The sequence below is a fragment of the Devosia nitrariae genome (assembly GCF_030160115.1).
In the GTDB taxonomy this organism is placed as follows: domain Bacteria; phylum Pseudomonadota; class Alphaproteobacteria; order Rhizobiales; family Devosiaceae; genus Devosia; species Devosia nitrariae.
In genome coordinates this window covers 398,338-424,445 of sequence record NZ_BSNS01000011.1, presented here as the reverse complement: position 1 = coordinate 424,445, position 26,108 = coordinate 398,338, and the positions used below count along the sequence as shown (strand labels likewise).

The following is a 26,108-nucleotide window of genomic DNA, read 5'->3' as shown; positions in this document are numbered from 1 at the left end:
CTCAGCACCAATACTTGCTAGAAACTCGTTCTGGCTGGAGATTCGAGCTGGGCACCACCCCTTCTCCCCTCGTGGGAGAAGGTGGATCGGCCGCAGGCCGAGACGGATGAGGGGGGCTACGCCACCGCCGGCACCGCGCCCCTTCGCCCGACAACTCCGCCAGACTGCCGCCCTGCGCGGTCGATCAGGCCGAAGAGGTCGCGCGAGTCGTCGGGCTCGGCGATGAGGTCGAGCTCCTCGACGAACTGCGTGCCCCGCACCCGGTCGCGCAGGTAGCGGAGTGCCGAGAAGTCCTCGACGGCAAAGCCGACCGAGTCGAACAGCGTGATCTGCGCCCCGTCCGTTCGACCCGGTCTCCTCCCTGTCACGACCTCCCACAGTTCAGTGACGGGATAATCCTGCGGCAGTTGCTGGATTTCGCCCTCGACGCGCGATTGCGCCGTCAGCTCGACGAAGATGCCAGCGCGCTTGAGGATATCCGGATGCAGCTCTGTCTTTCCAGGAGAGTCGCCACCGATGGCGTTGATGTGCACCCCAGCGCCCACCATGTTGTCGGTGAGGATCGTCGAGCGGCGCTTGTCGGCGGTGACCGTGGTCACGATGTCGGCCCCGGCCACCGCTTCGGGCGCCGAGCCGCACCGCACGATCCTGAGACCCGATCCGGCAAGGTTGCGTGCACATTTATCGGTCGCGGCCGGATCGATATCATAGAGCCGGACCTCCTCGATCTCATTGACGGCCTTGAAAGCCAGTGCCTGGAATTCCGACTGCGCACCATTGCCGATCATCGCCATCACCCGGCTCTCGGGCCGCGCCAGGTGTTTTGCCGCCATCGCCGAGACGGCGGCAGTGCGCACTGCCGTCAGCACCGTCATTTCTGCAACAAACCGCGGATAGCCGGTCGTAACATCCGCGAGGACACCGAAGGCGGTCACCGTCTGCAGGCCCTTACGCGTGTTCCCCGGATGTCCGTTGACGTATTTGAAGCTGTAGGTCTCGCCATCGCTCGTCGGCATAAGCTCGATCACCCCGCCAGGCGAGTGGCTGGGGATGCGGGGCGCCTTTTCGAAGGCTTCCCAGCGGGAAAAATCCTCTTCCAGGTAGCGCGCGAGCCCGACGAGGTGAGGTTCAACCCCCGAGCGCGCAAGGAATTTGAGGATATTTGCGACACTGACGAACTGAACCATCCTTAGGCTCCTCTTTCAGTAGGAAATCGTTGGCCTGTCCATGACGCTGCGGCCGAAGAGCGAGGCGACGAGGTCGACCATCAGCCGCGCGGTCTTGCCGCGTTCGTCAAGGAAGGGGTTGAGTTCGGCAACATCGAGTGAGGCCATCAGCCCGCTGTCACTAATCAGTTCCATGACGAGGTGCGCCTCGCGGAAGGTGGCGCCGCCCGGCACGGTGGTGCCGACGGCCGGGGCGACGACGGGGTCGAGAAAATCCACATCGAGGCTGACATGCAGCAGGCCGTTGGCCGCCTTTACCCGCTCGATGAAGCCCAGCAGGAGACTCGACATGCCGTGCTGATCGACGCGGCGCATGTCGTGCACCTCGACCCTGTGCTGACGGAGCGCGGCGCGCTCGGCCGGATCGACCGAGCGGATGCCGATCATGGCGACGTTGGCCGGATCGACCCTCGCCTCGAGATCGGGAAAGACGCCGGCAAAACCCGGCATGCCGGTGACATAGGCGAGCGGAGTGCCGTGCAAATTGCCGCTCGTCGTCGTGTCGGGAGTGTGGAAGTCGGAATGGGCGTCGAGCCAGAGGACGAATTGCGGCCGCCCGCTCGCCTTGGCCGCGCGGGCAACACCGGCCACGGTTCCCGCCGACATGGAATGGTCGCCGCCGAGGAACACCGGGAACAGCCCATCGCCGACCGCCCTCGTGCCCGCCTCGGCCGCCGCTTCGATCCAGCCGACGGTTTCCCCGAGGTCGTGGATGGCGCGGTTGGCGTGCTGCAGATCGCCTTGGCTGGCCGGGGCAAGGTTTCCCCAGTCCTCAACACAATGCCCGAGCTCCCGGATCGCCTCGGCGATCCCGGCGGTGCGCAGGGCATCGGGGCCCATCAGGCAACCCTTCTGGTGGGTGCCGGCCTGGGTTGGGACGCCGATCAGGACTACGCGCTTGCCGTCGTTCATATTTGCCTCATTTGAAGAGTTAGCCAGAAGAATTGATCAGCCGGAACGGGCGATGGTGATCGATTTTTGTTGCGGGCTGCTCGTTCTGATCTAAGATAGTGCCGTTATGGACAATCTCGATCAGCAGATCATCGATGCACTGCGTCGTGACGGGCGGGCCTCGGTCTCCGATCTGGCGAGCCGGTTCGGCGTCACGCGCACCACCGTGCGCTCGCGCATGGAGCGGCTGGAGGCGAGCGGAGAAATCCTCGGCTATACGGTGGTGTTGCGCAACGACGAGTATGCACTGCCGGTGCGCGGCATCATGCTCATCAAGATCGCCGGCACCGGCAGCGACAAGATCATCCGCACGCTCAACGGCATGCCGGAGGTCTCGGCCATCCACACCACCAATGGATCGTGGGACCTTATCGTCGAGCTCGGCACCGGGACCCTCGCCGGTCTCGACGACGTGCTGCGGCGCATCCGGCTCATCGACGGGGTTCTCTCGAGCGAGACCAACCTTTATCTGACCACCAAGCGCGCAGCCCGCCGGCCATAGCGGCCGACCAGATGAGTGTGCGGTCTATCTTTGGAGCGTCAGCCGGCGCAGTCCTCGGGCCGGCTCAAGTGAAAGCAACGGCCTGCACCCGGAACGGTGCGTTGATCGACAGCGCCTTGCCCGTTTGCGTCAACGATCCGCTCTCGCCATCGCGCGCCAATACAACGATGGAGTCTGAGTTGTGGTTGGCGACCAGCAGGTGCCGCCCGGACGGCGTGATGGCAAAGCTGCGCGGCCAGCTCCCCTCGCTTGGCGTCGTTCCAAGGAACCTCAACCGCCCGTCGGGCTCGACGGCGAACGTCGCAATCGAGTCGAAGACCCGGTTGGAGGCGTAAAGGAAGCGCCCGTCCGGCGACAGGTGGATGTCGGCCGCCCAGGTCTGCTCGGTAACACCCTCGGGCAGCATCGAGAGCTCCTCGATGAGAGAGAGGCTTTCCCCGGCATAGGACAGCGCGCTGACGGTCGCCGCGATCTCATTGACGACGTAAACGAGCTTGCCGTCGGGGTGGAAGGTGAAATGCCGAGGCCCGGCGCCTGGCGTTGCGGCGTAGGCGAAGGCGCGGATCAGCCCGCCGTCCTGCAGCCGGTAAGCGACCAACTCGTCCGTGCCGAGGTCGGCGACAAGGAAATAATGTCCGTCCGGCGTCTGCTGCACGCTGTGGGCGTGGCTGCGCTCCTGCCGATCGGCGCGGGGACCGACGGTGCTGAAATGTGCAGTGCTCGCCAGCGGCGCGCCGATATGGCCATCGGCACCAATGGAATAGATGGCCACGGCCTGGTCCGGCCCGCCCGTCCCCTGGCTGTAGTTGGCGACCGCCAGGTGTCCGTCACCCGTCACCGTCACGTGGCAGGTGGTGCGCCCGAGCGTCGGCTGCTTGTTGAGATAGGTCAGCGTTCCCGCGCGCTCGTTGAAGGCATAGGCGCTGACCGTTCCCTCTAGCCAGCTGACGACTTCCGACACCGCATAAACCGTTGAATTGGCAACATCGACATCAAGGAATGTGGGATTGTCGATATCGTCGGCCATGCAAACCGAGGAGAACTCCAAGGTGTCCTCGTCGAACGTCAGCACCGTCAGCCCTTGGCCGGACACTACGGTATCTGCCTTGCGATTGACTTGGCCGACGAAGACGTGGACGAGGGAGGAGGACATGGGTGAAATCCGATATGTGAGAGGCCGGCAAGGCTTCGCCCTTTCCTGTTTTCAGTTCAAGTCCCCGATTCTGTAAATATCTCGTCCGGATTCCGAAGATCGTTCGTCGAAGTGTTTGGCCCTCGATCAAATTCGGTTAGGATTTCAAGCGCTTGGGCCGAGGGAGGATCAATTGACCGAACACGTTCTGGTTGTGGCCGGACCTCGCGAGCTCGCTTTCGAGGAATACGCGCCTGTCGAGCTGCCGCCCGACGGCGTCCGCATCCGCACACTTCTTTCCGGTATCAGCGCCGGCACCGAGCTTTCCCAATATCGCGGCACCAGCCCGTACATGCACAAGCGGTGGGACGCGACAGCCCGTGTCTTCCGCGACGGCGGGCCGAGCTGGACCTATCCGGTGCGCAATCTCGGCTACGAGGAGGTCGGTGAGATCATAGCTGTCGGCAACGCCGTCACCGGCCTCCGGGTCGGGCAGCACGTCTTCGGCACCTGGGGCCACCGCACCGGCCATATGATGAGTGAGGCAGACGCGCTCGACCGACTGATGCCGGACGGAGCCGACGCGCGCATCGGCATTTTTTCCCATATCGGCGCGGTAGCGCTCAACGGCGTGCACGACGCGCAGATCCGCATGGGCGATCTGGTGGTGGTCTTCGGGCTCGGCGTGCCCGGCCAGATCGTCGCCCAGGCGGCGCGTGCGTCGGGCGCGACCGTCGTCGGCGTCGACCCCGTGGCTTCGCGGCGGGAGCTCGCGCTCTCGCTCGGCGCCGACAAAGTGCTCGATCCGAGCGCGGTCTCGGTCTCCGACACCATAAAGGCCGAAACCGGCGGGCGTGGAGCCGATGTCTGCATCGAAGTCTCGGGTGCCGCTCCTGCCCTCGCCGAGGCCATGCGGACCGTCGCCTATGCGTCGCGGGTGGTGGCGCTCGGCTTCTTTCAGGGCGAGGCGCGCGGGCTGATGCTGGGCGAGGAATTCCACCACAACCGCATCGAAGTCGTTTCCAGCCAGATCTCCGGCGTCGCGCCGGCCGCCAGTCACCGCTGGAGCAAGCTGCGGCTCTGGCAGACGGCGGTGCGGCTACAGCATGAGGGGCGGCTGAACCTGCTACCGCTCATTACCGATGCCGTCCCCTTTTCAGAAGCGCCCGCCCTCTTTGCCCGGCTCGATGCCGGGGACCCCGCGATCATGCAATCCGTCCTGATATTTGGAGATCTCTCATGAGCCTCGTTCGCGTCGGCCTCCTCGGCCCAGGCGGCATCGGTGCACGCCATGTCAAGGCGCTCGCGCAACTGCCCGACAAGGCCAAGTTCGTCGCCTGCTGCGGGCGCGACGCCGATCGGACCGCAGCCTTCGCGTCCGAGCACGGCGGCGCAGTCTATACCGACTTCGAAGCGATGCTCGAGCGCGAGAAGCTCGATCTTCTCATCGTCGCCCTGCCGCCTTTCGCGCATACCGGACAGGTCGAAGCTGCGGCCGCCAAGGGCGTGCACCTTCTCGTCGAAAAGCCCATCGCCCTCGACATGGAGCGGGCAAACGCGATGGTTGCGGCAGCGGACGAGGCGGGAATCGTTGCCGCGTGCGGCTTCATGTACCGGTTCGGTGAGGCGGTGGAACGCTGGGACGCGGCCGATGTCGGACGGCCAGGCATGTTCACCGGCTTCTACCATACCAACTCGCTGCACTCGCCGTGGTGGCGCGAGCGGGCGCTCTCGGGCGGGCAGACGGTCGAGCAGCTCATCCACATCGTCGACCTTGCCCGCCATACGCTCGGCATGCCCAGGACCGTCTATGCCAAGGCCGCCAACCTCTTCCATCGCAACGTGGAGCGCTACGACACCGAGGATGTCAGCGCCATGATCCTCGGCTATGAGGACGGCCGCATCGGCCTCGTCAATGCGTCGAACGCGGCGGCGCCGGGCAAGTCGGAGAAGGGCTGGAAGATCATCGCCGAACGGGCGACCGGCAGCTTTTCCGATTTCAATACCGGGCAAGTCGTCACCACTGCCGGTGAGGTGAAAAGCGAGACGGTTCGGAGCGACAAGGACGTGTTCGTCGCCCAGCTCGGCGACGTGATCGGCGCGATCACGGACGGACGCAGACCCAAGGTGCCACTCTCGGACGGCGCAGATTCGCTGCGCATCGTGCTCGCGGCGCGGCAATCGGCAGAGGAAGGGCGGGAGGTATCGCTTTAGCGGCCTTCCTCACACACTGATTCAGGTCCTTCACCCTCAGCCAGAGATTCCGTCCACCGGTCTAACCCGTTGCCATAGAATCGCTTTTATGCCCAGTCAAGGAACTCAAGCACCATCGCTGCGGTCCAGGTGAAGCGCCCACCCCCGAGAGGCTCGCCGGTCATCGGGTCGTAGTATTCGGCAAAGCCGCTCTTTTCGATCAGCTCGAGGCTCGATGCGATGATCCGGTCGGCGACGGGCTTTTCGCCGGCCGCCGAAAGGCCGTCGACGATGAGATAGTTGCACACCAGCCAGACCGGCCCACGCCAATAGCGCTTGGCGTCGAACCGGGTGTCCGCGGGATCATGGCTCGGCACAAGGTACTTTGCCCGGCCCGCAATCGTCTCAATGGTTCGGGCGATGGTTCGCGCCCGCTCGGCAGGGATGGCGGCAAAGACCGGAAGCAGCCCACCGATCGAGGCGCTGTCGACGAGTCTGCCGGTCGTGCGGTCGAGGCAGAGATATTGCCCATGCCACTCGCTCCACAGGCGCTCGAGTGCGACCAGTCCCCTATCGGCACGGGCGCGGTTGGCCGCGGCGATCCCCGGCTCGCCCAGCGCTTCGGCGACCGCCGCCAGATCCGCGCAACCGCGGATGAGGATGGCATTGAAGCCCGGGTCAACGATCTGGAACGGCGAGGCGTCGTGCAGCTTGCTGTTGTCCCACCCGAGCCCGCGAAAATGCTCGACCAGCCAGAGATAGCGGTCGTACTGCGCCTTGGTCGGGCGGTGCGAAGGATCGGCGTGCTGGGTATCGCGGCGGGTATAAGGGGTGATGCCTTGCGTCGGCACACGCTCGAATGCCTCGTCCCAATCGATAGAGTTGTCCCGCCCGGCCTCCCAGGGATGGAGGATCGCCACCAGCCCTTCTCCGTGTGGATCGCGATTAGCGTAGAACCAAGCGAACCACTTGTCGATCTTGGGGAGAAGCGCGCGGGCTCGCCGCTCGGCCGCCGCCTTGTCCCCGGCACGCTCAAACATCTGGCGCAGGGCAAACCCGGCGATCGGCGGCTGCGTGATGCCGGAGGTCGGCGTCGGCCGCCCGGTCGCCCAGACGTCGGGACCGGGGAAATAGCCGTCGTCGCGGACGTGGAAGACGATATGCGGCACCATGCCGTCCGGCCACTGGTGATCGAAGAGAGTCTCGATCTCGGTCCAGGCCCGATCCTCGTCATAGTAGTTCTGCCCGAGGGCGGTAAAGCACGAGTCCCAGTTCCACTGGAAGGGATAGAGCCCCTTGGTCGGCACGGTGTAGCTGCCGCGATCGTTTTCCTTGAGAACGTCAACGGCAAGATCGAACGTCCGGGACTTATCGAGGGTGGTCATTGCAAGGCACTCTACTTTTTTGGGGCGCCGGGAATACGCGCTAAAAGGCCGCCATCGACCCGCACCGTCTCCCCGGTCATGAAACTGTTGACCTCCGAAAGGAGGAAGGCGATCACCGTGGCGACTTCGTCGGGTCTCGCGCGGCGGCCGATGGGATGCATGGCGTCGATCTCGGCCGAGAGCGCGGCCGGATCGGGGTCGCGCTCGATCGCCCAGCGCAGCATGGGCGTATCGACCGATCCCGGTGCGACGCCAAGGACACGCACGCCGTGTTCGGCCTCGTCCATGGCCATGGCGGTCACCAGACCGACCAGCCCATGCTTGGCCACCACATAGGCGAGCGCCCCCTTCTGAGCCGCCATGCCCTGCACCGAGGCGGTAAAGCAGATGGCGCCGTGATGCCGGCGCAGTTCCGGCATTGCCGCCTTGGCGATATTGAAACCGCCGGTCAGGTTGACGTCGATAACCTCGTCCCAGAGGTCGCGGCTTGTTGTCAGCACATCGCCGTAGCGCTGGATTCCGGCATTATGCGAAACTGCCGAGACACCGCCGAAGCGGGTGATCGCCTCGAGCACGGCATGCTCGCAGTCGGTTGGGGAGGTCACCGAACCGGCAACGGCATGAGCGCTGGGGCCAAGCGCCTCGGCCACCTGTGTCAGCATTTCGGCGTCACGGTCGAAGAGCACCATAGATCGGCCCTGCGCCGCATACGCCTCGGCCACGGCCCGGCCGATGCCCATGGCCGCACCGGTGATGACGACGGCGGCGCTCTCAGAACTCATCGGCCAGCCTTTCCGCTTCGGCAAAGATCTGCGCGATCTTGGCGTGACCTGCATCGTTGGGATGGACCTTGTCGTCACTGACAAGCTCATCCCCACCCTCGGCGGCCATGCGTTCGTTGACCGGCGCATAGTAGGTGCCGTACTGGCGGGCGATTTCCCTGACCGCCTCGACATGCGTCTGGAACCCCTCGCGGGTCTGGCCGGTGAAACCTTCCGAGCCCACTGCAAAGCCGTCGTCGGGGATGTGCGGTGGGCTGCCGAGGCAGATCGCCTCGGGCCGGTAGCCGGAGTTCACCAAATTGCCGACGACATCGCGATAGTCGCGGATGAAGCCTTCGATATTGAAGGTCTCGGGCGCGCCGACAAAGCGGGCGTCGTTGAAGCCGTAGAGGATGGCGATGCAGTCGGCGCGGTCAGGTCCCAGCAGGTCCGCCTTGTGACGCGACCAGCCATTGTCGGGGCGCGGCTCTCCGCCGATCGCCGGGGAGTTCTGCAGCACCGTGCCCGATATCCCCTTGTTGACCAGCGCGATGCCGATTTCACCAGCCAGCAAGCTCGGCCAGGCGCGCTCGGGCGTACTCGCGGACATGCCGAAGGTGATGCTGTCGCCGAAGGTGGCCAGCGACTGGGCGCCACTCGAACGTGCGAAGGACGCAAAACCCGTCATGACACCGGCTCCAGGAATTCGAGCACCATCGCCGCCGTCCAGCTGAACCGTCCGCCGCCAAGCGGCGCGCCATCGCGCGGATCATAGTATTCGGCAAAGCCGCTCTGCCGGATCAGTTCAAGGCTGTCGGCAACGATGCTCTGAGAGAGATTCACCCTGCCTGCCCGCTTCAAGCCGTCGGCGAGCATATAGTTGCAGACGAGCCAGACGGGGCCGCGCCAGTAGCGCTTGAGATCGAAGCGGGGGTCGCGCGGGCTGTGGCTGGCAACGAGGTAGCGCACGTCTTCGCCCATCTCCTCGAGCGTTTTTTCCAACGCGTCGACCCGCTCCGCCGGGATGGGGGCAAAGAGCGGGATCAGGCCGCCGATCGAGGGGCTATCGACAAGAGTGCGGGCGACGCGGTCGAGGCAGAGATATTGCCCATGCCGCTCGCTCCACAGGCGCTCGAGCGCCGCCAGACCGTGCTGAGCGCGCGTGCGATTGCGCGTGGCGGTTTCGCTTTCGCCTAGCGCCTCGGCAAGCTCCGCCGCTTCGAGGCAGGAGCGAATGAGGATGGCATTGAAGCCCGGATCGATGATCTGGAAAGGCGATGCGTCGTGAAGCCGCACGGAATCCCAGCCGAGGCCGCGGAAGTGCTGAACCAGCCAGAGGTAACGGTCGTACTGCGCCTTGGTCGGCCGTGTGGCTGGGTCGGCATGCTTGAGGTCGTTGCGCTCGTAAGCCATTACGCCTTCTGTCGGCACGCGCTCGAACGCCTCGTCCCAATCGATCGCGTTATCGCGCGATTCCCACGGATGGATGATGGCGACCAGCCCCTCCCCTTGCGGATCGCGGGTGCGGTAGAACCAGTCGTGCCAGGCATCCACCTTGCCGAGCAGTTCGCGGGCCCGGCTCTCATGGCTGCCGGCACTGCGTAGTCGGAGCTGGTTCACGGCAAAACCCGCGATCGGCAGCTGGGTGATGCCGGAAGTCGGTGTCGGCCGCTCTGTGCCCCAGACGTCTGGTCCCGGAAAATAACCGGGCGCTGCTTCGTGGAACACCATGTGCGGCACCATGCCGTCGTCCCACTGGTGGGCAAAGAGCGTCTCGATCTCGGTCCAGGCGCGGTCGAGGTCGTAGTGGGACTGGCCGAGGGCGGTAAAGCAGGAATCCCAGTTCCACTGGAAGGGATAGAGGCCTTTGGTCGGCACGGTATAGCTGCCGCGGTCGTTCTCGCGCAGCACGTCGATGGCCCGCCGCCGGACGCTGTCGGTATCCTCGACGATCACTTGCGACCTTCCCGTTCTCACACCGCGGCCGTCGTCTCGGGATCGAACCAGCGTACCCGGTCGGGCTTAGGCACGAGGCTCAATTCGTCTCCTGGCGAAACGCGGATGTCGGAATCGAGGACGGCGCGGAACATCGCCCCCTCGATATCGGTCGTCACCAGGGTGTGGGCACCGAGTGGCTCGACGACCCGTGCGGTCGCCTTCAGCCCGCCGGGCGCGACGTCGACATCCTCGGGACGGATGGCGAAATCAAGCCGGTCGCGACCGGCCCGCGGCCCGTCGATGGTGATGCCGGCGACGGTCCATTTGCCCTCGCCCGCCTTCATTGCGGGAATGAAGTTCATCGGCGGGTTGCCGATGAAGCTGCCGACGAACCGGGCCGCCGGATTGCGATAGACCTCGACGGGCGTCGCCGCCTGTACGATGCGGCCCTGGTTCATCACCGAAATGCGGTCGGCAAGGCTCATCGCCTCGACCTGATCGTGAGTCACGTAGATGGTCGTCGTCTTGCTCGCGGCAAGTACGCCCTTGAGTTCGGCGCGCATCTCGAGGCGCAGAAGCGCGTCGAGGTTGGAGAGCGGCTCGTCCATCAGGATCACGTCCGGTTCCATTGCGAGCGCACGGGCAACCGCAACGCGCTGGCGCTGGCCGCCCGAGAGCTGGCCGGAATAGCGCTTCAAGAGCTGCTCGATGTGCATCAGCTCGGCCGTGCGGGTGACGCGCCTGTCAATGTCGGCCTGTGGTAGCTTCTTCATGCGGAGGCCAAAGGCGATGTTCTCAAAGACCGTCAGATGCGGGAAGACCGCGTAGTTCTGGAATACCATGGCGATCCCGCGCTCGCGCGGCGGCAGATGGTCGACCCGCCGCCCGCCGATCCAGACCTCGCCCTGCGTCGGCGTCTCGAGGCCGGCAACGATGCGTAAGAGCGTGGTCTTGCCGCAGCCCGAGGCGCCGAGCAGCACCATGAATTCCTGGTCGGCGATCTCGAGGTCAATCGAGTGCAGCGCCTTGAAGCTGCCGAAGCTCTTGGCGACGTTCTTGATGAGAATTTCAGCCATCAGCTTGCCTCCTAACGGTTGGCGATGCCCCACATCGAAAACAGGTACTTGCGCACCGCGAAGATGAAGATCAGCGCCGGAATGACGAGCGCCGCGCCGCCGGCGAATTTCAGGTGCAGCGGCGAGACGTTGAGATTCTGAACGAGAAAGGCCGTCAGCGTGCGGTTCTCGATAGTCAGGACCGCGGCCGCGAACACCTCGTTCCAGGAGATGGTGAAGGCGAAGACCGCCGAGGCGGTGATGCCGGGCAGCACTAGCGGCAGCACCACCTTCTGGAAGGCTTGCCAGCGATTGCAACCGAGCGTCCAGGCCGCTTCCTCGAGCTCTATGGGAATGCCGGAAAAGATCGAGAAGGTGATGAGCACGGCAAAGGGGATGGCGAGGACCGTGTGTACCAGCGCAAGGCCGAGGGCCGTGTCGTCGAGCCCGACGCGGATGAACATCACCGCCAGAGGCAGCGCCAGCAGCGGGAGCGGGAAAGCCCGCGTCATCACCACCAGCATGCGGAACGCCTCCTTGCCGGGAAAGTCGAAGCGGGTGAGCGCATAGCCGGCCGGCGCGCCGAGTCCGATGGAGAGCACCATGGTGAGCACGGCCACGACCACCGAGTTCCACAGCGCCCGCGCAACGCCAGCGAACGACACGAAGAACTGGACCGACCCGAAATCGAAGGATGGTACGCCGCTCTTGGGAAAGCCAGATACCTCCTGGGGCGACGAGAGCGTGTTGACGGCCAGCAGGTAGATCGGCACCAGCACCCAGACGCAGAGCAGCACGGTCGAGGCGATGATGAGAAAGCGGCCGGCTGCCTGGGCATCGCTTACCGAACGCGGTGTATCGGTCAGGATTGCGTCGGTCATATCCGTGCCTCCTTGGGAACGCGCAGGACACGCAGGAAGAACAGCGTCGAAACCACCGATATGGCGAGTATGACCAGGGCATAGGCCGAGGCGACATTGCGGTCCTGCAGGGCGAACTGCCACTGGAAGGTCTCGCCCATCAGCACCGGCAGGGTGGTGCCACCCAGCGCTATGACGACGGCGAAGACCTCGAAGGCGGCGAGAGTGCGCAGGATCAGCGCCGATTGCAGGCTCGGACGCAGCATCGGCAGGGTGATCTTGACGAAGCGCTTCCAGGGGCTGGCGCCGAATACCTCGGCCGCCTCGTAGTATTCCTTCGGAATGAGCCCCATGCCGGAAACCAGGATCACCATGACGATGGCGGTGGCGCGCCAGACCTCGGCCAGGACGACGGCAATGAAGATCACCCAGATGTTCTGGTAACCGAGGAAAAGGATCGGCCGCTCGATGATGCCGAGGCCATAAAGCAGCGAATTGAGGAAGCCCGACTGCTCGAAGATGGCGAGCCAGATGATGCCGGCGGCCAGGTCAGAAAGGCCGAGCGGAATGGTGAAGATATAGAGGATGGCGCTGCGTCCGGTCCTGAGCTTGGTGACGATGGTGGCCATCGAGAGCGCCATGACCAGCTGGATCGGCACGACGATCAGCGCGAGCACGATAGTGTTGGTCAGCGCGGTGCCGAATTTCCAGTGCGAGGTCATCGTCTGCACGTGTTGGAGCGTGAACCCGTCGGGCCCGGAAAAGGCGAGCACGGCAATCTGGACGAACGGATAGAGGAAAAAGACCAGCAGAAAGAGCGTTGCCGGCAAGAGCAGCGCATAGGGCAGGAAACGCGGCGTCATGGCCTGCCTATCCTTTCGGGTTCAGTTCGTGGTGCCGCCCGGCGCCGAAGCGTCGGGCGGCGGGGAGGAAGCGTTACTCGACCGGGCAAGGTCCTTCGGAAGGCTCGTCGGGCGCCCAGCAGGGGGCGCCGGCCTGCTCCATCAGGCTGCGCAGCGTGTTGGCCTGCTCGTCGAGCACCTGCCGCACGTCCTGGTTGCCCAGCACGACGCGCTCGAAGGTGTCGGTATAGACCTGGTTGAACTGCCCGCCGAGATCGCCAAGGCCGATCGGCAGGAGCGCCGGCAGGGCGTCCTCGCCGCTGGTCATGGTGGTGATCGCCTCACCCAGGGCACGGGCGGAAGGCGGCAGGTCCTCCGGCAGCGGCGCGTCGGTCACCGGGAAGAAATTGGTGGCCTTGAGCGTTGCGACCTGCGTCTCGGGCTGCATCATATAGGCGACCAAAGCCTTCGACTGCTCGATGTCCGGAGCGCCCTGGGGAACGGCAATGCCGGCCAGCACCGGCATGAAGCCGCGTCCGACCGGACCCGAGGGCGCCGGGAAGGCGACGAAATCGTCGGGGCGCTGGTTGAAGGCATCGGCCAGCCGCGCGACATGGTCGAAGGCTACCCAGACGTCGCCGTTGAGCAGCTGCTCCTGCATGAACGCGTAGTTGGTCGAGGCGGGGTTGGTATACTGCCAGAGCTCCTTGAACTTGTTCCAGGCGGTCTCGGCTTCGGCCGAGCGGAACTTGGTCACGGTCGACCCGGTATAGGAGGGCAGCAGGAAGCCCTGGAAGAACCGGTGCTTCAAGCCCTGGGGACCGGCCGGGAAGCCGAACTTGGGCGAACCGGTTTCGCTCGCCAGCACCCCCATCCACTCAACGAACTGGTCATAGGTCAGCGCGTTGATGTCGGCGCCTTCGGGCAGGTATTCGAGCGCCTCGTTACTGGCAGCCATCACGTAGTTTGCCTGCATCCAGGGCATATAGAGCTGCTGGTCGGTGCCGAGCTTGCCGAGTTCGAGGAAGGCCTCGCTCACCTGGATGCCGCCGAGGTCAACATCGGAGAGGTCGGCCCAGCTGTCGGCATAGGTCGAGAGCTCGCCGTGCAAAGCGCCGACGACGCCGATGGAGCCCGAACCGGCCTCGAGCTCAGCCTCGAGGCGGGTCACGAACGGACCGACCTCCTGGGGCTGAAAGTCCACCCCGCCCTCAAAACCTGCCAGCACCTGCTCACGCATGGCCTGGGTCTCCTCAATGGGGGCGGCCTGGGTCGACCAGAACAGCACCTGCGCCGACGCGCCGACCGTGCCGGCCGCTGTCATCACCGCCGCCAGCGCACCCGCCAGCATCAGCCTTGATTGGATTTTCATGTTTCTACCTCCCTTTTAAAATCGTGCGTTCAGTTGACGCGATCCGGCGCGGGCCCATGGCTGGCGCGCAGGATCAGTTTGGGTCGGATCAACCGGGTCATCGGCTGGTCCGGCCGGGTTTCGATGACGTCCACAAGCATCTGCGCGATCTCTCGTGCGCAGGCCCGGTTGTCGGAATCGAAGGTGGTCAGGCCCGGCGGCGCGTAGGCGCTGGCGGTAATGTTGTCGAAACCGACCACAGAGAGATCACGCGGAATGGAGAGACCGGCGTGGGCCGCCTCCTCGAGGATCGTCAGCGCGATCTCGTCGAAGAGCCCGATGATGGCCGTCGGGCGCTTGTCCGCGTGCAGCATGCGGTTGATGGCCGCCACGCTCGCCCCGCGGTCGAAACGGAGAAAAGCCTCGACATCGAGGCGCACGGCCGGATCGCCGCGTGCGGCGATGGCTCGGTGCAGACCGGTTTCGCGGTGGTGGCGAAAGGTCATGGCGTCGGAAATGGTGATGAGGCCGATGTGGCGGTGGCCGAGCTCGTAAAGCAACTCGAAGGCCTCGGCAAAGGCGGTTTCACCGTCGCTGTCGAGCCAGTGGTGCCGGGCGCGTGGATCGAGCAGCCTGCCGTGAGCAACAAAGGGAAAGTCGCGCTGGGTGAGGTAGTCGATGCGTGCGTCAGATTCTGCAATGCGCGGCACGACGATGCCGTCCGCGCGCCCCGATTCCACCACGTGCCGCAGGACGGTGAGCTCCGAGCGCCCCTGGGGAACAGTCGCAAGGAAAAGGTCCAGGTTGTTGGCGACAAGCCCTTCACCGAGCCCGGTGATGAACTCTCCGAGATAGGAGTCGGCGAAATTCAGCCCGCGAATGGGCATAACGAAGCCGGCGAACCCGCTGCGGCCGGAGACGAGCTGTCGCGCGGCCTGGTTGGGCACGTAGCCCAGTTCCCTTGCCGCCTCGGCAACGCGCATGCGGGTCTTCAGGGCGATCTGCTGATGGCCGGCGAGCGCGCGCGAAACGGTCGTGATCGACACGTCCAACCGCTCGGCAAGCTCCTTGAGCGTCTTGGCCCGATGTGAAACCAGCTCCGCCTCCCACGGCGTTTTGGAACGTTTGCAATCGTGGTTTTTCATTTTGCAAACGCTTTAAATTCGTTGCACGCGTTTGCGACGATGTCAACTGCAGCTCGGAGGATTGTGAAGCGGGGCAGGCTTTTGCGGTAAGCGTCAGGTCGCTGGAGGCAAGAGAGCGTTATGCGGAACGTGTCCCTGAGGGCACCAGCTCTCGGCGTTGATTCAATCAGGAAATCTGATACAGATTGTGCCCGCATCGGTCACATCTGAAGAATTACCCGCCCATGAGCCGCAATTTCCTGGTCGTCGACCCCGAGGAGGACATCGAGGTCCTCAAGGGGTTGGCCTCTGCCATCCGCATCAAGATCCTCAAGCTCCTCCATGTCGAGGGGCCAATGAACGGCAACGAGATCGCCGAGAAGCTCGGCCTGCCGCAGTCGACGGTCTCGACCAATTTGCAGATCCTGGAAAGCGCCGGGCTCATCCGCACCGAGACGCAGAAGGCGCGCAAGGGCAACCAGAAGATCTGCCACTCGACGTTCGACGAGGTGCTGGTGATGTTCAAGGAGGACATCTCGCCTCTTCATTCCAACAGCGTGGAAGTGGCCATGCCCCTCGGCCTCTATACGAGCTGCCAGGTGTCGGCCCCCTGCGGGCTCTGCTCGAGCGAGGGCATCATCGGCCTCCTCGACGTGCCCGACACGTTCCTTGATCCGGACCGCATGAAGGCGGGGCTCATCTGGTTCACCCGCGGCTATGTGGAATACCAGTTTCCCAACAACGCCAAGCTCTCGCATAACCGGATCGACTCGATGGAGGTGGCGCTCGAGCTCTCCTCGGAAGTCCCCGGCACCTCGGCCGACTGGCCGTCCGACATCACGCTCTCGGTCAACGGCACCGAGGTCGGCACCTGGACCTCGCCGGGCGATTTCGGCGACAAGCGCGGCGTCTACACCCCGTCCTGGTGGAAGCTCAAGGGCAGCCAGTATGGCAAGCTGAAGAGCTGGCGGGTGACCGAGAACGGCACTTATGTCGACGGCCTCAAGATCTCGCCTGTGTCGCTCAAGGATCTCGATCTCGAGAACCATCACTCGATCCGTCTGCGCATCGCGGTCAAGGACGAGGCCAAGCATCCGGGCGGCCTCAACATTTTCGGCCGCGGCTTCGGCAATTACGATCAGGACATCGTGCTGCGCCTGCAGACGGCGCGCTAGCGCAGGTAGCCCGCACCCTCCCGTTTTTTCCGCTGGCCTCTTGCGTGTGGCGGCATCCCTCATGTACAACCGCGAAGACTGATACAAATCAGAATATCGGGTTCACAGGGAGGATGGGCATGAAGGCCACCGTAAAGGCCCACAAGGACTATACGATCTCAAGGATCGACGACCGAGTCTATGGGGCATTTCTCGAGCACCTCGGCCGCGCCGTCTATACCGGCATCTATGAACCGGACCACCCGACCGCTGATGCCGACGGGATGCGCGGGGATGTGACCGAGCTGGTGCAGGCGCTGAACGTGCCGGTCGTGCGCTATCCGGGCGGCAACTTCGTTTCAGCCTACAACTGGGAAGACGGTATCGGCCCGCGCGAGGAGCGCCCGGTGCGGCTCGACCTCGCCTGGCACACCTCCGAGAGCAACGCCGTGGGTGTCCACGAATTCGCCGACTGGTGCGCAACCGTCGGTACCGAGATGATGCTGGCGGTAAACCTCGGTTCGCGCGGCGTCGACGAGGCCCGCAACTTCCTCGAATATGTGAACCACCCCGGCGGCTCCTACTGGAGCGACCTGCGCATCAAGAACGGGCGCAAGGAGCCGTGGAACGTCAAGATGTGGTGTCTGGGCAATGAGATGGACGGTCCCTGGCAGGTCGGCCACAAAGACGCCAACGAATACGGCAAGCTCGCGGCCAACACGGCTCGCGCCATGCGCATGTTCGACAAGTCGCTCGAGTTGATCGTTTGCGGGTCATCCAACTCGGATATGCCCAGCTATCCCGACTGGGAGCGTATCGTGCTGGAACATACCTATGATCACGTCGATCATATCAGCCTGCACATGTATTTCGCCAACCGCGAAGACGATACGCCAAACTATCTCGGGCTCAGCCACAAGCTCGACCGCTACATCGAGACGGTGGCCGCCACCATCAAGCAGGTGAAGGCCAAGAAGAAGTCGCGGCGCGACGTTTATATTTCGTTCGATGAGTGGAATGTCTGGTACCACTCCAACAAGCAGGACCGCAAAATCCTCGACGGCAACGATGGCTGGCCGCACGCGCCCGGTTTGCTGGAAGATATCTACAACTTCGAAGACGTGCTGATGGTGGGGCTGATCCTCAACACCTTCATCCGCCGCTCGGACGTGGTGAAGATCGCCTGCATCGCGCAGCTGGTGAATGTGATTGCGCCGATCATGACCGAAAAGGGCGGGCCGGCCTGGGCGCAGACCATCTACTATCCCTACTATTTCGCCTCGGTCTACGGCCGCGGCACCGCAATGCAGCTCCTCACCAGTTCGCCGGGCTACGAGACGACGCATGCTGCGGAGACGCCGTATGTCGACGTTTCGGGCGTGCACAACGAAGAGGAAGGCATGCTGACCTTCTTCCTCGTCAACCGGCACGCCAGCGCGAGCATCGATACGGAAGTGACCCTTGAGGGCTTTGGCGACGGCTCGGTCGTCGACCACCAGGTGATGACCCACCCGGACCTGAAGGCGGTCAACACGGCCACGAACCAGCAGGAGGTCGCGCCGCGCAAGGGCGACGGGGCCAAACTCGCGGGCGGCAAGCTCACCGTTTCGCTACCCCCCTATTCTTATCAGATGGTGCGCATCAAACTGTAAAGGCGCCCGCGGAGGGTGTTCTCGAGATGCACGATCGACGGGCGCGCTTCGAAATGGAGCGCGCCCGTGCAGTTTATATATCATGTTTTCGGGTTCGCATCATAATATGCGTTGACAAGCTTACATCGATAGATAGCATGTCCGCAGAGTGCTGGAGGGCGCTCCGAACGGAGTGTCCCAGGCATTTCGATCAGGGAGGAAACAATGCGAAAGTTGAAGGCGCTTCTGGCGTCGGCAGTCCTCGCTTCCATGGCCGTCGGCGGTATCGCCACAGGTCAGGAAGGTGAAGCCGCCGCGCCGCCGATTACTGAATTTCCGCGCGAGCAGACGCTCATCATTAACAACCCGGAACAGCCGGCGACCAATCCGCCGATGTTCAATATGTGGGTGGCCGGCAACGGCGCGGCCTGGTCCAACGGTCTGCACCAGCTGGCGCTGGACACGCTATGGTTCATCGATCCCGATGCGGGTCTCGACGGAGCGCTCTACAATCAGCTCGCCGCCGGACCTTGGGAATACAATGAAGACTTCACAGAGATGACGGTGCGCCTGCGTGAGGGCATCCTGTGGAGCGACGGTGAGGAGTTCACCGCCGACGACGTTGTGTTCACCGTCGAAACGCAGATGGCGACGCCCGGAATGGTCTGGAGCGCGCCCTTCTCTGAAAACGTCGAAAGCGTCGAAGCGGTCGACGACTACACAGTCCATTTCACGCTCAAGCAGCCCAATTCGCGGTTCCACGCGCTGTTCTCGGTGCGCTGGAACGCCGCCTGGATCATGCCGGAGCATATCTTCTCCGAGGTCGAGGATGTCACGGCGTTCGACTTCAATCCGCCCGTCAGCCTTGGCCCCTACACCCTGCACTCGTTCGATCCGAACGGGTACTGGTATATCTGGGAGAAGCGCGAGGACTGGGACAAGACGGCCATTGCCCAGTGGGGCGAGCCGGGACCGCAATATGTGATCTACCGGTCCATTCCCTCGACCGACAACCGGCTCATCGAAATGGTGAACGGCAATCTCGACATGATCCACGACCTGACCCCCGAGGGCATGTTCAGCCTCGTGCAGCAGTCGGAAACGTCGCGTGGCTGGTTCCCGGGCTTCCCGTACGCCCATCCGGATCCCACGCTGCCGATGGTCATCTTCAATCATCAGAACGAGATGTTCCAGGACAAGAGGGTCCGCTGGGCGCTCGCGCTGATGCTTGATGCACGGGCGATCTCGATGGCATCGTATCGCGGAGCGGCAACGCTTTCGGCCATCGCCATCCCGCCGACCGGCACGCATCCGCGGGACTATCACGGCCCTCTGCAGGACTGGCTCATCGACTACGAGCTCGACACCGGCTCGCGGACCATCAAGCCATATGACCCGACCATCGGTCTGCAGGTTGCCGACATGGTGAGGCCGCAGTTCGGCGACGAGGTGCCGACTGACGAAGAGGCAATCCGCACCGCGTTCGGCTACGGCTGGTGGAAGCAGGACATCGAGGCGGCCAATGAACTGCTGGAGGCTGCCGGCTTCACCAAGCAAGGCAACCAGTGGATGACCCCGGATGGGCAGCCCTTCGCCTTCACGCTCAATACCTTTACCGAGGGCGTGATCAACCGCATGGGCACAATCATTGCTCAGCAGTGGAGCCAGCAGGGTATCCAGGTAACGGCGGAAGCCGACCCGCAGATCTACGCATCGTCCCTGCCGCTCGGCAACTATGCGGCCGCGACGGCCTGGTCGATCGAGACCTGGGGCGGCGACCCGGACCTCAGCTTCTTCCTCGACAGCTGGCACTCGGATTATCTGGCCGAACCCGGTGAGCGCCAGACGGCGCGCAACTGGCAGCGCTGGCAGGATCCGCGCCTGGACGAGATCATCGAAGAGGTGCGCCAGACCGAGTTCACCGACCCCCGCAACCTGGAGCTCGGCCATGAATTCGTGAAGCTGATGGTCGACGAAATGCCGATCATTCCGGTGATGTCGTTCAACGTCTTCTCGGCGTACGACACCCGCTATTGGACCGGGTTCCCGACCGCCGAAGAGAACCCCTATGCCAACATCGTCACCAACTGGGCCAACTCGAAATACATCCTGACCCAGCTCAAGCCGACGCAACAACAATAGGCGGACCAACCGGAGGGGCGCCCGGGTGAACGGGCGCCCCTTTATCGAAAGCCGGTGCAGGACGACAACAGCTCATGTACGACTATCTGATCTTCGCCCTGAAGCGGTTCCTGCAACTTCTAGCGGTGGTGTTCGCGGGCATTTCCGCGGCGTTCTTGGTCTCGCACCTCAGCCCCATCAGCCCCGTCGAGACCATCATCGGGCGCGTCGCCGGACAATCGACCTACAGTCCCGGCGCCATCAATTCGCTCCGAGAGACCCTGACGGAGATCTTCGGGCTCAACGTTCCTCTTCATGAACAGTACTTCAATTTCCTGGGCCGGTTCGTCGTCGGCGACCTCGGACCGTCGTTGATCGCCTTTCCAACGCCGGCGATGCAACTGGTGATGCTGGCTCTGCCCTGGACCGTGGGGCTGCTGACGCTCTCGACCATCTTTACCTGGCTTGTCGGCAACATTCTGGGCGGCCTTGCCGGGTACTACCAGAACTCCCGCCTGCTCAAGGCGTTCGGCGTCGTGGCCATCGGCGTTCAACCCATTCCCTACTACATCGTCGCCTTCCTCATGGTCATCATCTTCGGCTTCCTTTGGCCGGTGCTGCCGATCTCGGGCGGGTTTGCGATGAACGTGCGACCGTCCTGGTCGCCTGAGTTCGTGCTTTCCGTGCTGCGGCACGCCATTCTCCCGGCGACCTCGCTCGTCATCGTCGGGCTCGGGACATGGTTCCTCGGCATGCGGGCGCTCGTTTCGAACATCGTCACCGAGGACTATGTGACCTACGCCGAGCTTGCCGGCGTCAAACGCGACAGGATCGTAGGTTCCTACGTCATCCGCAACGCACTGGTGCCGCAGCTCACGGCTCTTGCCATGGCTCTGGGCGGCATCTTTTCGGGCACCGTCATCACCGAGCAGGTCTTTGCCTATCCCGGGCTCGGCTCGCTGCTGGTGCGCGCGGTCAATGGCGGCGATTCCGCCGTGGTGCTGGCGGTGTCCTGTATTGCGGTTGTCGCGGTGGCTTCAGCCATCTTTCTCATCGACATGATCCACCCACTCCTCGACCCGAGAATAAAGGCGGAATAGCCCGACATGTTCAGCGTTTTCCGCGACCTGCTGCGTTACAATATCGAGTTTGCCATTGGCGTCGTTCTCGTGGGCGCCATCACCATCTTCTCCCTGCTCAGCTTCATCTCGCCGGTCGATCCGGTGGCTATCTATACCGCCATTCCCGACCAGCCTCCCTCGGCGCAGTACTGGTTCGGCACGAATTCGCGCGGCCAGGACCTCTTCTGGCACCTCACTTTCGCCTTTCGCAACACGCTGAGCTTCGGCGTCACCGTCGCCATCCTTTCGCGCATCATATCGATCACGGTGGGGCTGACCGCCGGATATCTCGGTGGCTGGGTCGACAGGGTACTGATGTTCGTCAACGACATTTTCGTCGCGATCCCGATATTTCCGATCCTCATCCTCTTCTATTTCGTGCTGCGCAGCGGGCTGGACACCTTCACCTTGGCCCTCATCATGGCCTGTTTCGGCTGGCCGTTCGACGCGCGGCTCATCCGTTCGGTCGCGCTCGGCCTCAAGCACCGAGAATTCACCCGGCACGCGGTCTTCGCCGGCATGCCGCCTGTCCGCATCATGTTCGAAGAGCACCTGCCCTACGTGATGCCCATCGTCTTCTCGACCGCCATGGCCAACATGATCTGGTCGATCGGACTGCAAGTCACGCTGGCGGTGCTGGGCTTTACCAATCTCAACATCCCGACGGTCGGCACGGCGCTGTATTGGGCCAACAACCATTCGGCGATGGTGGTCGGGGTCTGGTGGTGGATCATCATTCCGGTGATCCTGATCGTCCTGACCTTCCTCGGCCTGTTCCTCCTCGCGGTTTCGATGAACGAATACATCGATCCGCGCAGCCGGCTGCGGAGGATGGGCGCATGATGGTGGTTGTGCTCAATGCCGTTGCTCCCCTTACCCTTGAGGGAAGGGGCAAGGAGGCGAAGGAACCGAAGCATATGAGGCTGGCGCCATGACCCAGGACATTCTCAAGGTCAATGGCCTTAAGGCCTACTACCAGATGAACTATTTCGGCGTGGAGCGGGAAGTCCGCGCCGTCGACGACATCACCATGACCGTGCGCCGCAACGAGGTTTACGGCATCGCGGGCGAAAGCTCATCGGGCAAGACGAGCTTCATCAAGGTGTTGGCGGCCGCGATCCGGCCGCCTTTCCGCGTGGTCGACGGCTCGGTCGAATATGACTTCAGCGGCAGGACCATCGACGTCACCACCGCGAGCGAAGAAGAAGTAGAGGCGATCCGCTGGAAGCATCTTTCCTACATCATGCAGGGCTCGATGAGCGTGCTCAATCCGGTGCGGCGCATCGGCAAGACCTTCGAGGACTTTGCTGCGCGTCCGCTCGGGCTTTCGGGCCGGGCCTTCCGCGAGCGTGTCGTTGGACACCTCGCCAAGCTGAAGCTTCCGCCGAACGTGCTCAACGCCTATCCGCACGAGCTTTCGGGCGGCATGCGCCAGCGCGTGACCATCGGGCTCGCCACGGTCTGTCACCCGGAATTCATCATCGCCGACGAACCGACGACGGCACTCGACGTGGTGGTGCAGAAGGAGGTGCTCTCGCTCATCCGCGACATCCAGCGCGAGATGGGCGCAGCGGTGATCTTCGTCACCCATGACATGAGCGTCCATGCCAACGTCGCGGACCGCGTCGGCATCATCTACGCCGGCCGGCTCGTCGAAGAAGGGCCGACGCGCGAGATGTTCTTTGCGCCCAAGCATCCCTATACAGCGCATCTCGTCGCGAGCCTGCCGCGCATTGGCGACACCAGCCAGCGCCCGGCACTGGAGGGGCGGCCGCCTAACCTTGCCGATCCTCCGCAGGGGTGCCGGTTCCATCCGCGCTGCCCGCTCGCGGTCGACAAGTGCCGGCGCGAGGTGCCTCCACTCGAGACAGTCGGCAAGGACCACCGCACCGCCTGCTGGCGATGGGAGGATGTCGAGCCGCTCGATCACGTCCACCAGGCCCATAGCCGCGAGGCGATGGCATGAGTACGCTTCTCGAAGTCAGCCACGTGTCCAAGACGTTCTCGATGGGCGGCCTGCTGTCCCGCCAACACGTGCAAGCGGTGCAGGATGCGAGCTTCACGCTCGAGACCGACAGGCCCGAAATCTTCACCATCATCGGCGAGAGCGGCTCGGGCAAGACGACGCTCGCCCGCATGATCCTTGGCCTAGAGCTGCCGAGCGAAGGCGAGATCAGGTTCCGCGGACAAACGGTCAGCCATAAGGCTCCCCGGGCAGAGCGGCTCGCCTTCATGAGCCACGTGCAGCCGGTGTTCCAGAACCCGTTCGAGGCCTTCAATCCGCTGAAGCGCATCGACCGCTATCTCGCTTCGACGGCCCGTCGTTTCCTCGATCTTTCGGATGAGAGTGCGATCGACAAGGTCATGGACGAGGCATTGCACAAGGTGGGTCTCAGCCTTGCGGAAGTGCACGGGCGGTATCCGCATGAACTGTCGGGAGGGCAATTGCAGCGCTGCGCCATCGCGCGGGCGCTCATTCCCAACCCGCCGCTGTTGATCGCCGACGAGCCGGTCTCGATGGTCGACGCGTCGCTGCGCATGTCGATCGTCAACCTGTTGAAGGCGCTGCGCGATGATTTCGGGGTCTCGGTGATCTACATCACCCACGACCTGGCGACGGCCTACTACATCTCCAACCGCATCATCATTATGCAGAAGGGGCGGATCGTGGAGATGGGCGATGCGCGCACCGTGCTCGAGGCACCCGAACATCCCTATTCGCGATTGTTGAAGGCTTCGGTGCTCTCGACTGAAGACGCGGGTGCGGGAAAGCTTGCCACAGATCCCGAGATGGTCAGGGTCGCCGGCGAGCTCGCCGCGGCGCCGAGCAGCCACCTCGCCGAGCGGCCGGATGGACGGCTGGTGCGGGTCTACGAGGGAGCATGATTTGGGCTGACGTCTCACCCTAGGTCGGTTTGCGCGAAATCGTCTCCTTTGTAGATCAACCCGACGCCGTGAACTTTCGCGCAGGCATAGGCGAAGCAATCGCCAAAGTTCAGGTCGGCCGGATGGCCGACAGCCTTGCCGTAGGTCATCGCCGCATCAAGGGCGATGTCCCCCGCTTCCGGGGAAATGGGAACTTCTTCAGCTTCGAGTTCTTCAAGCAGGTCATCGACGAGTTCGCGTGCGCTCGCCAGCGTATCCGCCGTGGGCTTGATCGCCGAACCGCCAGACGTCGCAATGGCGCGGGCGACAGCCAAGGTGGCCTCGAACCGCACGAGCGGAGACACGAAACATGCTTTCTGCACATCCGACAGATGCTTTAGGAGTTCCTGCCAGCCGGGTTCCCGATTGATGACGGCGACAAGGGCCGATGCATCGAGAAACATCAAGAGTCGCCCCACATCTCGTCGGTGTAAGCCTTCATATTGAAGTCCCGGTTCGGAAGACCGAGCTTTGCCGCCTTCTCGTGGATCCTGACGAGACGTTCACGTAGTGGCACAGTGGCGCGAGCGCGCTCCAGTTCATGCCGGAGCGCGTCACGCACGGCCTCGGTCTTGCTGCGTGCTTTGGTCAGCTTGGCCAACTCCTCGGCCATTGTAGCGACCTCGTCATCACGAATGAACAGCGGCACTGATATCTCCTGCTGGATATCAGCATATCTCAAAAGAGATATTTACGCAAGGCGAACGGTGTTTTCTGCCCTACCGTCCGCCCTCGATCTTCCTGTGCCGCTGGTTGATACCGCCGGTACCGTACGGGTAGTCATCCACCTGCGGTTTGCTGACGTCGCTCAGCCTCGTCAGTTCCTCGGGCGTCAGCTTCAAGGCATCGGTGGCCATGTTGTCGGCGAGCTGCTCGCGGGTGCGGGCGCCGAGGATGACTGAGGTCACCGCCGGCTGCGAGGCGACCCAGGCGAGAGCCACCTGCGCCATAGAGGCGCTACGCGCCGTCGCGATCTCGCGCACGGCGTCAATGACGGCCCAGGTGCGCTCGTTGGCGTTTCGCGCCTTCCAGGCCTCCATGCCGCGCTCGGGGTTCTCGCCGAGGCGGGTGGCACCGGTCGGCATGACGTCGCGCTGGTACTTGCCCGAGAGCCATCCACCGGCGAGCGGCGACCACGGCAGTAGCCCCATGCCGACGTCCTGGCAGGCAGGCACGACCTCATGCTCGATGTCGCGCACGAGGAGGTTGTATTGCGGCTGCAGGGTGACGGGCAGGCAATAGCCCTGGCTCCTGGCGATCCAGGCAGCCTTGGTCACGTGCCAGCCGAGGAAATTGGAAAAGCCGTAATAGGCGATCTTGCCGTTGGCGACGCTGTCGTCGAGAAAACGCATGGTCTCCTCGAGCGGGGTCAGCGCGTCGTAGCCATGCATCTGGTAGAGATCGATCTGCTCGATCCCCAGGCGCTTCAGGGAGGCGTCGAGCGCATGAGTGAGGTTGCGGCGGGAAAGGCCGAGATCGTTGGGCCCCTCTCCCATCGGAAAGCGGCCTTTGGTGGCAACGATCATCTGACTGACCTCGGTCGGCCGGGCCTTGAGCCAGCGCCCAACGATCTCCTCGGAGATGCCGGCCGAGTAGACATTGGCGGTATCGAGGAAATTGCCGCCGGCGGCGGCGTAGTCGTCCATGATCTGGAAGGAGGTCTCCTCGTCGGCTTCGTTGCCGAATGTCATGGTGCCGAGGCAGTAGGCGGTAACGACCGCGCCGCTGTTGCCAAGTCTGCGGTATTCCATGGATTTTCTCCCTGCGATTGACGAGCGCATACCCCAAAAACCGTTGCCGAAGGGCTCGGCACAGCTTGGAACATGATGATTTATC

Annotated in this window: 25 protein-coding genes; 10 read left to right on the top strand and 15 right to left on the bottom strand. The window is 63.6% G+C overall.

All coding sequences use genetic code 11. The features are described 5' to 3' along the window. Positions 1 to 116: 116 nt before the first annotated feature. Together ocd and rocF are read right to left on the bottom strand one after the other, a co-directional pair. A complete protein-coding gene (gene ocd, locus QQK18_RS12515; protein ID WP_284340675.1) occupies positions 117 to 1,187 on the bottom strand; it encodes an ornithine cyclodeaminase in 1,071 nt (356 codons plus the stop codon). A gap of 15 nt (positions 1,188 to 1,202) precedes the next feature. Continuing rightward, positions 1,203 to 2,138 (bottom strand): arginase, encoded by a 936-nt coding sequence (gene rocF / locus QQK18_RS12510; protein WP_284340674.1) that lies wholly within the window; start codon positions 2,136 to 2,138, stop codon positions 1,203 to 1,205. A 106-nt stretch (positions 2,139 to 2,244) separates the two neighbouring features. Here rocF and QQK18_RS12505 point away from each other — a divergent pair, with 106 nt between their 5' ends. Further along, complete coding sequence (locus tag QQK18_RS12505; RefSeq protein ID WP_284340673.1) at positions 2,245 to 2,679, top strand: Lrp/AsnC family transcriptional regulator; 435 nt, start codon at positions 2,245 to 2,247, stop codon at positions 2,677 to 2,679. 64 nt (positions 2,680 to 2,743) lie between these two features. Here QQK18_RS12505 and QQK18_RS12500 read toward each other — a convergent pair whose 3' ends face one another. Then, positions 2,744 to 3,832, bottom strand: coding sequence for a lactonase family protein (locus QQK18_RS12500; protein WP_284340672.1), 1,089 nt, complete (start codon positions 3,830 to 3,832; stop codon positions 2,744 to 2,746). 172 nt (positions 3,833 to 4,004) lie between these two features. Between QQK18_RS12500 and QQK18_RS12495 the strand changes: the two genes are divergently transcribed. Then, positions 4,005 to 5,054, top strand: a complete 1,050-nt coding sequence (locus tag QQK18_RS12495) for a zinc-binding dehydrogenase (RefSeq protein WP_284340671.1) — start codon at positions 4,005 to 4,007, stop codon at positions 5,052 to 5,054. Beyond that, entirely contained in the window at positions 5,051 to 6,025 is a 975-nt protein-coding gene (locus QQK18_RS12490) for a Gfo/Idh/MocA family protein (RefSeq protein WP_284340670.1), read from the top strand. The genes QQK18_RS12495 and QQK18_RS12490 overlap by 4 nt, the downstream gene beginning before the upstream one ends. Positions 6,026 to 6,111: 86 nt before the next feature. On the opposite strand, the gene QQK18_RS12485 is transcribed toward QQK18_RS12490, so the two are convergent. From QQK18_RS12485 to QQK18_RS12445, 9 genes are all read right to left on the bottom strand, one after another. Further along, positions 6,112 to 7,389, bottom strand: coding sequence for an MGH1-like glycoside hydrolase domain-containing protein (locus QQK18_RS12485; RefSeq protein WP_284340669.1), 1,278 nt, complete (start codon positions 7,387 to 7,389; stop codon positions 6,112 to 6,114). An 11-nt stretch (positions 7,390 to 7,400) separates the two neighbouring features. Further along, on the bottom strand, positions 7,401 to 8,171 hold the full coding sequence (locus tag QQK18_RS12480) for an SDR family NAD(P)-dependent oxidoreductase (protein ID WP_284340668.1): 771 nt from the start codon (positions 8,169 to 8,171) through the stop codon (positions 7,401 to 7,403). Continuing rightward, the gene (locus QQK18_RS12475; RefSeq protein WP_284340667.1) at positions 8,161 to 8,838 is read right to left on the bottom strand and encodes an SGNH/GDSL hydrolase family protein; all 678 of its coding nucleotides are present in this window, start codon (positions 8,836 to 8,838) and stop codon (positions 8,161 to 8,163) included. Before QQK18_RS12475 ends, QQK18_RS12480 begins: the two co-directional genes overlap by 11 nt. Continuing rightward, complete coding sequence (locus tag QQK18_RS12470; RefSeq protein WP_284340666.1) at positions 8,835 to 10,106, bottom strand: MGH1-like glycoside hydrolase domain-containing protein; 1,272 nt, start codon at positions 10,104 to 10,106, stop codon at positions 8,835 to 8,837. Before QQK18_RS12470 ends, QQK18_RS12475 begins: the two co-directional genes overlap by 4 nt. Positions 10,107 to 10,123: 17 nt before the next feature. After that, entirely contained in the window at positions 10,124 to 11,164 is a 1,041-nt protein-coding gene (locus QQK18_RS12465) for an ABC transporter ATP-binding protein (RefSeq protein WP_284340665.1), read from the bottom strand. 11 nt (positions 11,165 to 11,175) lie between these two features. Next, on the bottom strand, positions 11,176 to 12,024 hold the full coding sequence (locus QQK18_RS12460; RefSeq protein ID WP_284340664.1) for a carbohydrate ABC transporter permease: 849 nt from the start codon (positions 12,022 to 12,024) through the stop codon (positions 11,176 to 11,178). After that, positions 12,021 to 12,866, bottom strand: coding sequence for a carbohydrate ABC transporter permease (locus QQK18_RS12455; protein WP_284340663.1), 846 nt, complete (start codon positions 12,864 to 12,866; stop codon positions 12,021 to 12,023). Before QQK18_RS12455 ends, QQK18_RS12460 begins: the two co-directional genes overlap by 4 nt. A gap of 73 nt (positions 12,867 to 12,939) precedes the next feature. Then, complete coding sequence (locus QQK18_RS12450; RefSeq protein ID WP_284340662.1) at positions 12,940 to 14,217, bottom strand: ABC transporter substrate-binding protein; 1,278 nt, start codon at positions 14,215 to 14,217, stop codon at positions 12,940 to 12,942. Positions 14,218 to 14,246: 29 nt separating this feature from the next. Then, positions 14,247 to 15,341: a LacI family DNA-binding transcriptional regulator gene (locus QQK18_RS12445; RefSeq protein WP_284340661.1), complete on the bottom strand. Its 1,095-nt coding sequence runs from the start codon at positions 15,339 to 15,341 to the stop codon at positions 14,247 to 14,249. Positions 15,342 to 15,565: 224 nt separating this feature from the next. On the opposite strand from QQK18_RS12445, the gene QQK18_RS12440 reads away from it, so the two are divergent. The 7 genes from QQK18_RS12440 (at position 15,566) to QQK18_RS12410 (ending at position 24,233) form a co-directional block, all read left to right on the top strand. Further along, positions 15,566 to 16,495 carry an ArsR/SmtB family transcription factor gene (locus QQK18_RS12440; protein WP_284340660.1) on the top strand — a complete coding sequence of 310 codons (930 nt, stop codon included), beginning with the start codon at positions 15,566 to 15,568 and terminating at the stop codon, positions 16,493 to 16,495. A 119-nt stretch (positions 16,496 to 16,614) separates the two neighbouring features. Further along, complete coding sequence (arfA, locus tag QQK18_RS12435; protein WP_284340659.1) at positions 16,615 to 18,126, top strand: arabinosylfuranosidase ArfA; 1,512 nt, start codon at positions 16,615 to 16,617, stop codon at positions 18,124 to 18,126. A gap of 249 nt (positions 18,127 to 18,375) precedes the next feature. Further along, positions 18,376 to 20,247, top strand: coding sequence for an ABC transporter substrate-binding protein (locus QQK18_RS12430; RefSeq protein WP_379994530.1), 1,872 nt, complete (start codon positions 18,376 to 18,378; stop codon positions 20,245 to 20,247). A 74-nt stretch (positions 20,248 to 20,321) separates the two neighbouring features. Beyond that, entirely contained in the window at positions 20,322 to 21,326 is a 1,005-nt protein-coding gene (locus QQK18_RS12425) for an ABC transporter permease (RefSeq protein WP_284340657.1), read from the top strand. Between the two features lie 6 nt (positions 21,327 to 21,332). After that, the gene (locus QQK18_RS12420; protein WP_284340656.1) at positions 21,333 to 22,190 is read left to right on the top strand and encodes an ABC transporter permease; all 858 of its coding nucleotides are present in this window, start codon (positions 21,333 to 21,335) and stop codon (positions 22,188 to 22,190) included. Positions 22,191 to 22,278: 88 nt separating this feature from the next. Continuing rightward, positions 22,279 to 23,313, top strand: coding sequence for an ABC transporter ATP-binding protein (locus QQK18_RS12415; RefSeq protein WP_284340655.1), 1,035 nt, complete (start codon positions 22,279 to 22,281; stop codon positions 23,311 to 23,313). Then, positions 23,310 to 24,233 (top strand): ABC transporter ATP-binding protein, encoded by a 924-nt coding sequence (locus tag QQK18_RS12410; protein ID WP_284340654.1) that lies wholly within the window; start codon positions 23,310 to 23,312, stop codon positions 24,231 to 24,233. The genes QQK18_RS12415 and QQK18_RS12410 overlap by 4 nt, the downstream gene beginning before the upstream one ends. Positions 24,234 to 24,247: 14 nt before the next feature. Here the strand turns inward: QQK18_RS12410 and QQK18_RS12405 are convergent, their stop codons facing one another. The 3 genes from QQK18_RS12405 to QQK18_RS12395 all read right to left on the bottom strand — a co-directional run bounded on the left by QQK18_RS12405 (position 24,248) and on the right by QQK18_RS12395 (position 26,023). Then, entirely contained in the window at positions 24,248 to 24,676 is a 429-nt protein-coding gene (locus QQK18_RS12405; RefSeq protein ID WP_284340653.1) for a type II toxin-antitoxin system VapC family toxin, read from the bottom strand. Beyond that, a complete protein-coding gene (locus QQK18_RS12400; protein WP_284340652.1) occupies positions 24,676 to 24,921 on the bottom strand; it encodes a type II toxin-antitoxin system VapB family antitoxin in 246 nt (81 codons plus the stop codon). Before QQK18_RS12400 ends, QQK18_RS12405 begins: the two co-directional genes overlap by 1 nt. 70 nt (positions 24,922 to 24,991) lie before the next feature. After that, the gene (locus tag QQK18_RS12395) at positions 24,992 to 26,023 is read right to left on the bottom strand and encodes an aldo/keto reductase (RefSeq protein WP_284340651.1); all 1,032 of its coding nucleotides are present in this window, start codon (positions 26,021 to 26,023) and stop codon (positions 24,992 to 24,994) included. Between the last annotated feature and the right edge of the window lie 85 nt (positions 26,024 to 26,108).

Bases quoted from the DNA above. Each gene is read 5' to 3' on its own strand.
- QQK18_RS12455 (WP_284340663.1), bottom strand. From the start codon at position 12,866: ATGACGCCGCGTTTCCTGCCCTATGCGCTGCTCTTGCCGGCAACGCTC.
- QQK18_RS12440 (WP_284340660.1), top strand. From the start codon at position 15,566: ATGAGCCGCAATTTCCTGGTCGTCGACCCCGAGGAGGACATCGAGGTC.
- ocd (WP_284340675.1), bottom strand. From the start codon at position 1,187: ATGGTTCAGTTCGTCAGTGTCGCAAATATCCTCAAATTCCTTGCGCGC.
- QQK18_RS12490 (WP_284340670.1), top strand. From the start codon at position 5,051: ATGAGCCTCGTTCGCGTCGGCCTCCTCGGCCCAGGCGGCATCGGTGCA.
- QQK18_RS12500 (WP_284340672.1), bottom strand. From the start codon at position 3,832: ATGTCCTCCTCCCTCGTCCACGTCTTCGTCGGCCAAGTCAATCGCAAG.
- arfA (WP_284340659.1), top strand. From the start codon at position 16,615: ATGAAGGCCACCGTAAAGGCCCACAAGGACTATACGATCTCAAGGATC.
- QQK18_RS12480 (WP_284340668.1), bottom strand. From the start codon at position 8,171: ATGAGTTCTGAGAGCGCCGCCGTCGTCATCACCGGTGCGGCCATGGGC.
- QQK18_RS12475 (WP_284340667.1), bottom strand. From the start codon at position 8,838: ATGACGGGTTTTGCGTCCTTCGCACGTTCGAGTGGCGCCCAGTCGCTG.
- rocF (WP_284340674.1), bottom strand. From the start codon at position 2,138: ATGAACGACGGCAAGCGCGTAGTCCTGATCGGCGTCCCAACCCAGGCC.
- QQK18_RS12505 (WP_284340673.1), top strand. From the start codon at position 2,245: ATGGACAATCTCGATCAGCAGATCATCGATGCACTGCGTCGTGACGGG.
- QQK18_RS12465 (WP_284340665.1), bottom strand. From the start codon at position 11,164: ATGGCTGAAATTCTCATCAAGAACGTCGCCAAGAGCTTCGGCAGCTTC.
- QQK18_RS12430 (WP_379994530.1), top strand. From the start codon at position 18,376: ATGGCCGTCGGCGGTATCGCCACAGGTCAGGAAGGTGAAGCCGCCGCG.
- QQK18_RS12410 (WP_284340654.1), top strand. From the start codon at position 23,310: ATGAGTACGCTTCTCGAAGTCAGCCACGTGTCCAAGACGTTCTCGATG.
- QQK18_RS12420 (WP_284340656.1), top strand. From the start codon at position 21,333: ATGTTCAGCGTTTTCCGCGACCTGCTGCGTTACAATATCGAGTTTGCC.
- QQK18_RS12415 (WP_284340655.1), top strand. From the start codon at position 22,279: ATGACCCAGGACATTCTCAAGGTCAATGGCCTTAAGGCCTACTACCAG.
- QQK18_RS12405 (WP_284340653.1), bottom strand. From the start codon at position 24,676: ATGTTTCTCGATGCATCGGCCCTTGTCGCCGTCATCAATCGGGAACCC.
- QQK18_RS12485 (WP_284340669.1), bottom strand. From the start codon at position 7,389: ATGACCACCCTCGATAAGTCCCGGACGTTCGATCTTGCCGTTGACGTT.
- QQK18_RS12445 (WP_284340661.1), bottom strand. From the start codon at position 15,341: ATGAAAAACCACGATTGCAAACGTTCCAAAACGCCGTGGGAGGCGGAG.
- QQK18_RS12460 (WP_284340664.1), bottom strand. From the start codon at position 12,024: ATGACCGACGCAATCCTGACCGATACACCGCGTTCGGTAAGCGATGCC.
- QQK18_RS12425 (WP_284340657.1), top strand. From the start codon at position 20,322: ATGTACGACTATCTGATCTTCGCCCTGAAGCGGTTCCTGCAACTTCTA.
- QQK18_RS12395 (WP_284340651.1), bottom strand. From the start codon at position 26,023: ATGGAATACCGCAGACTTGGCAACAGCGGCGCGGTCGTTACCGCCTAC.
- QQK18_RS12450 (WP_284340662.1), bottom strand. From the start codon at position 14,217: ATGAAAATCCAATCAAGGCTGATGCTGGCGGGTGCGCTGGCGGCGGTG.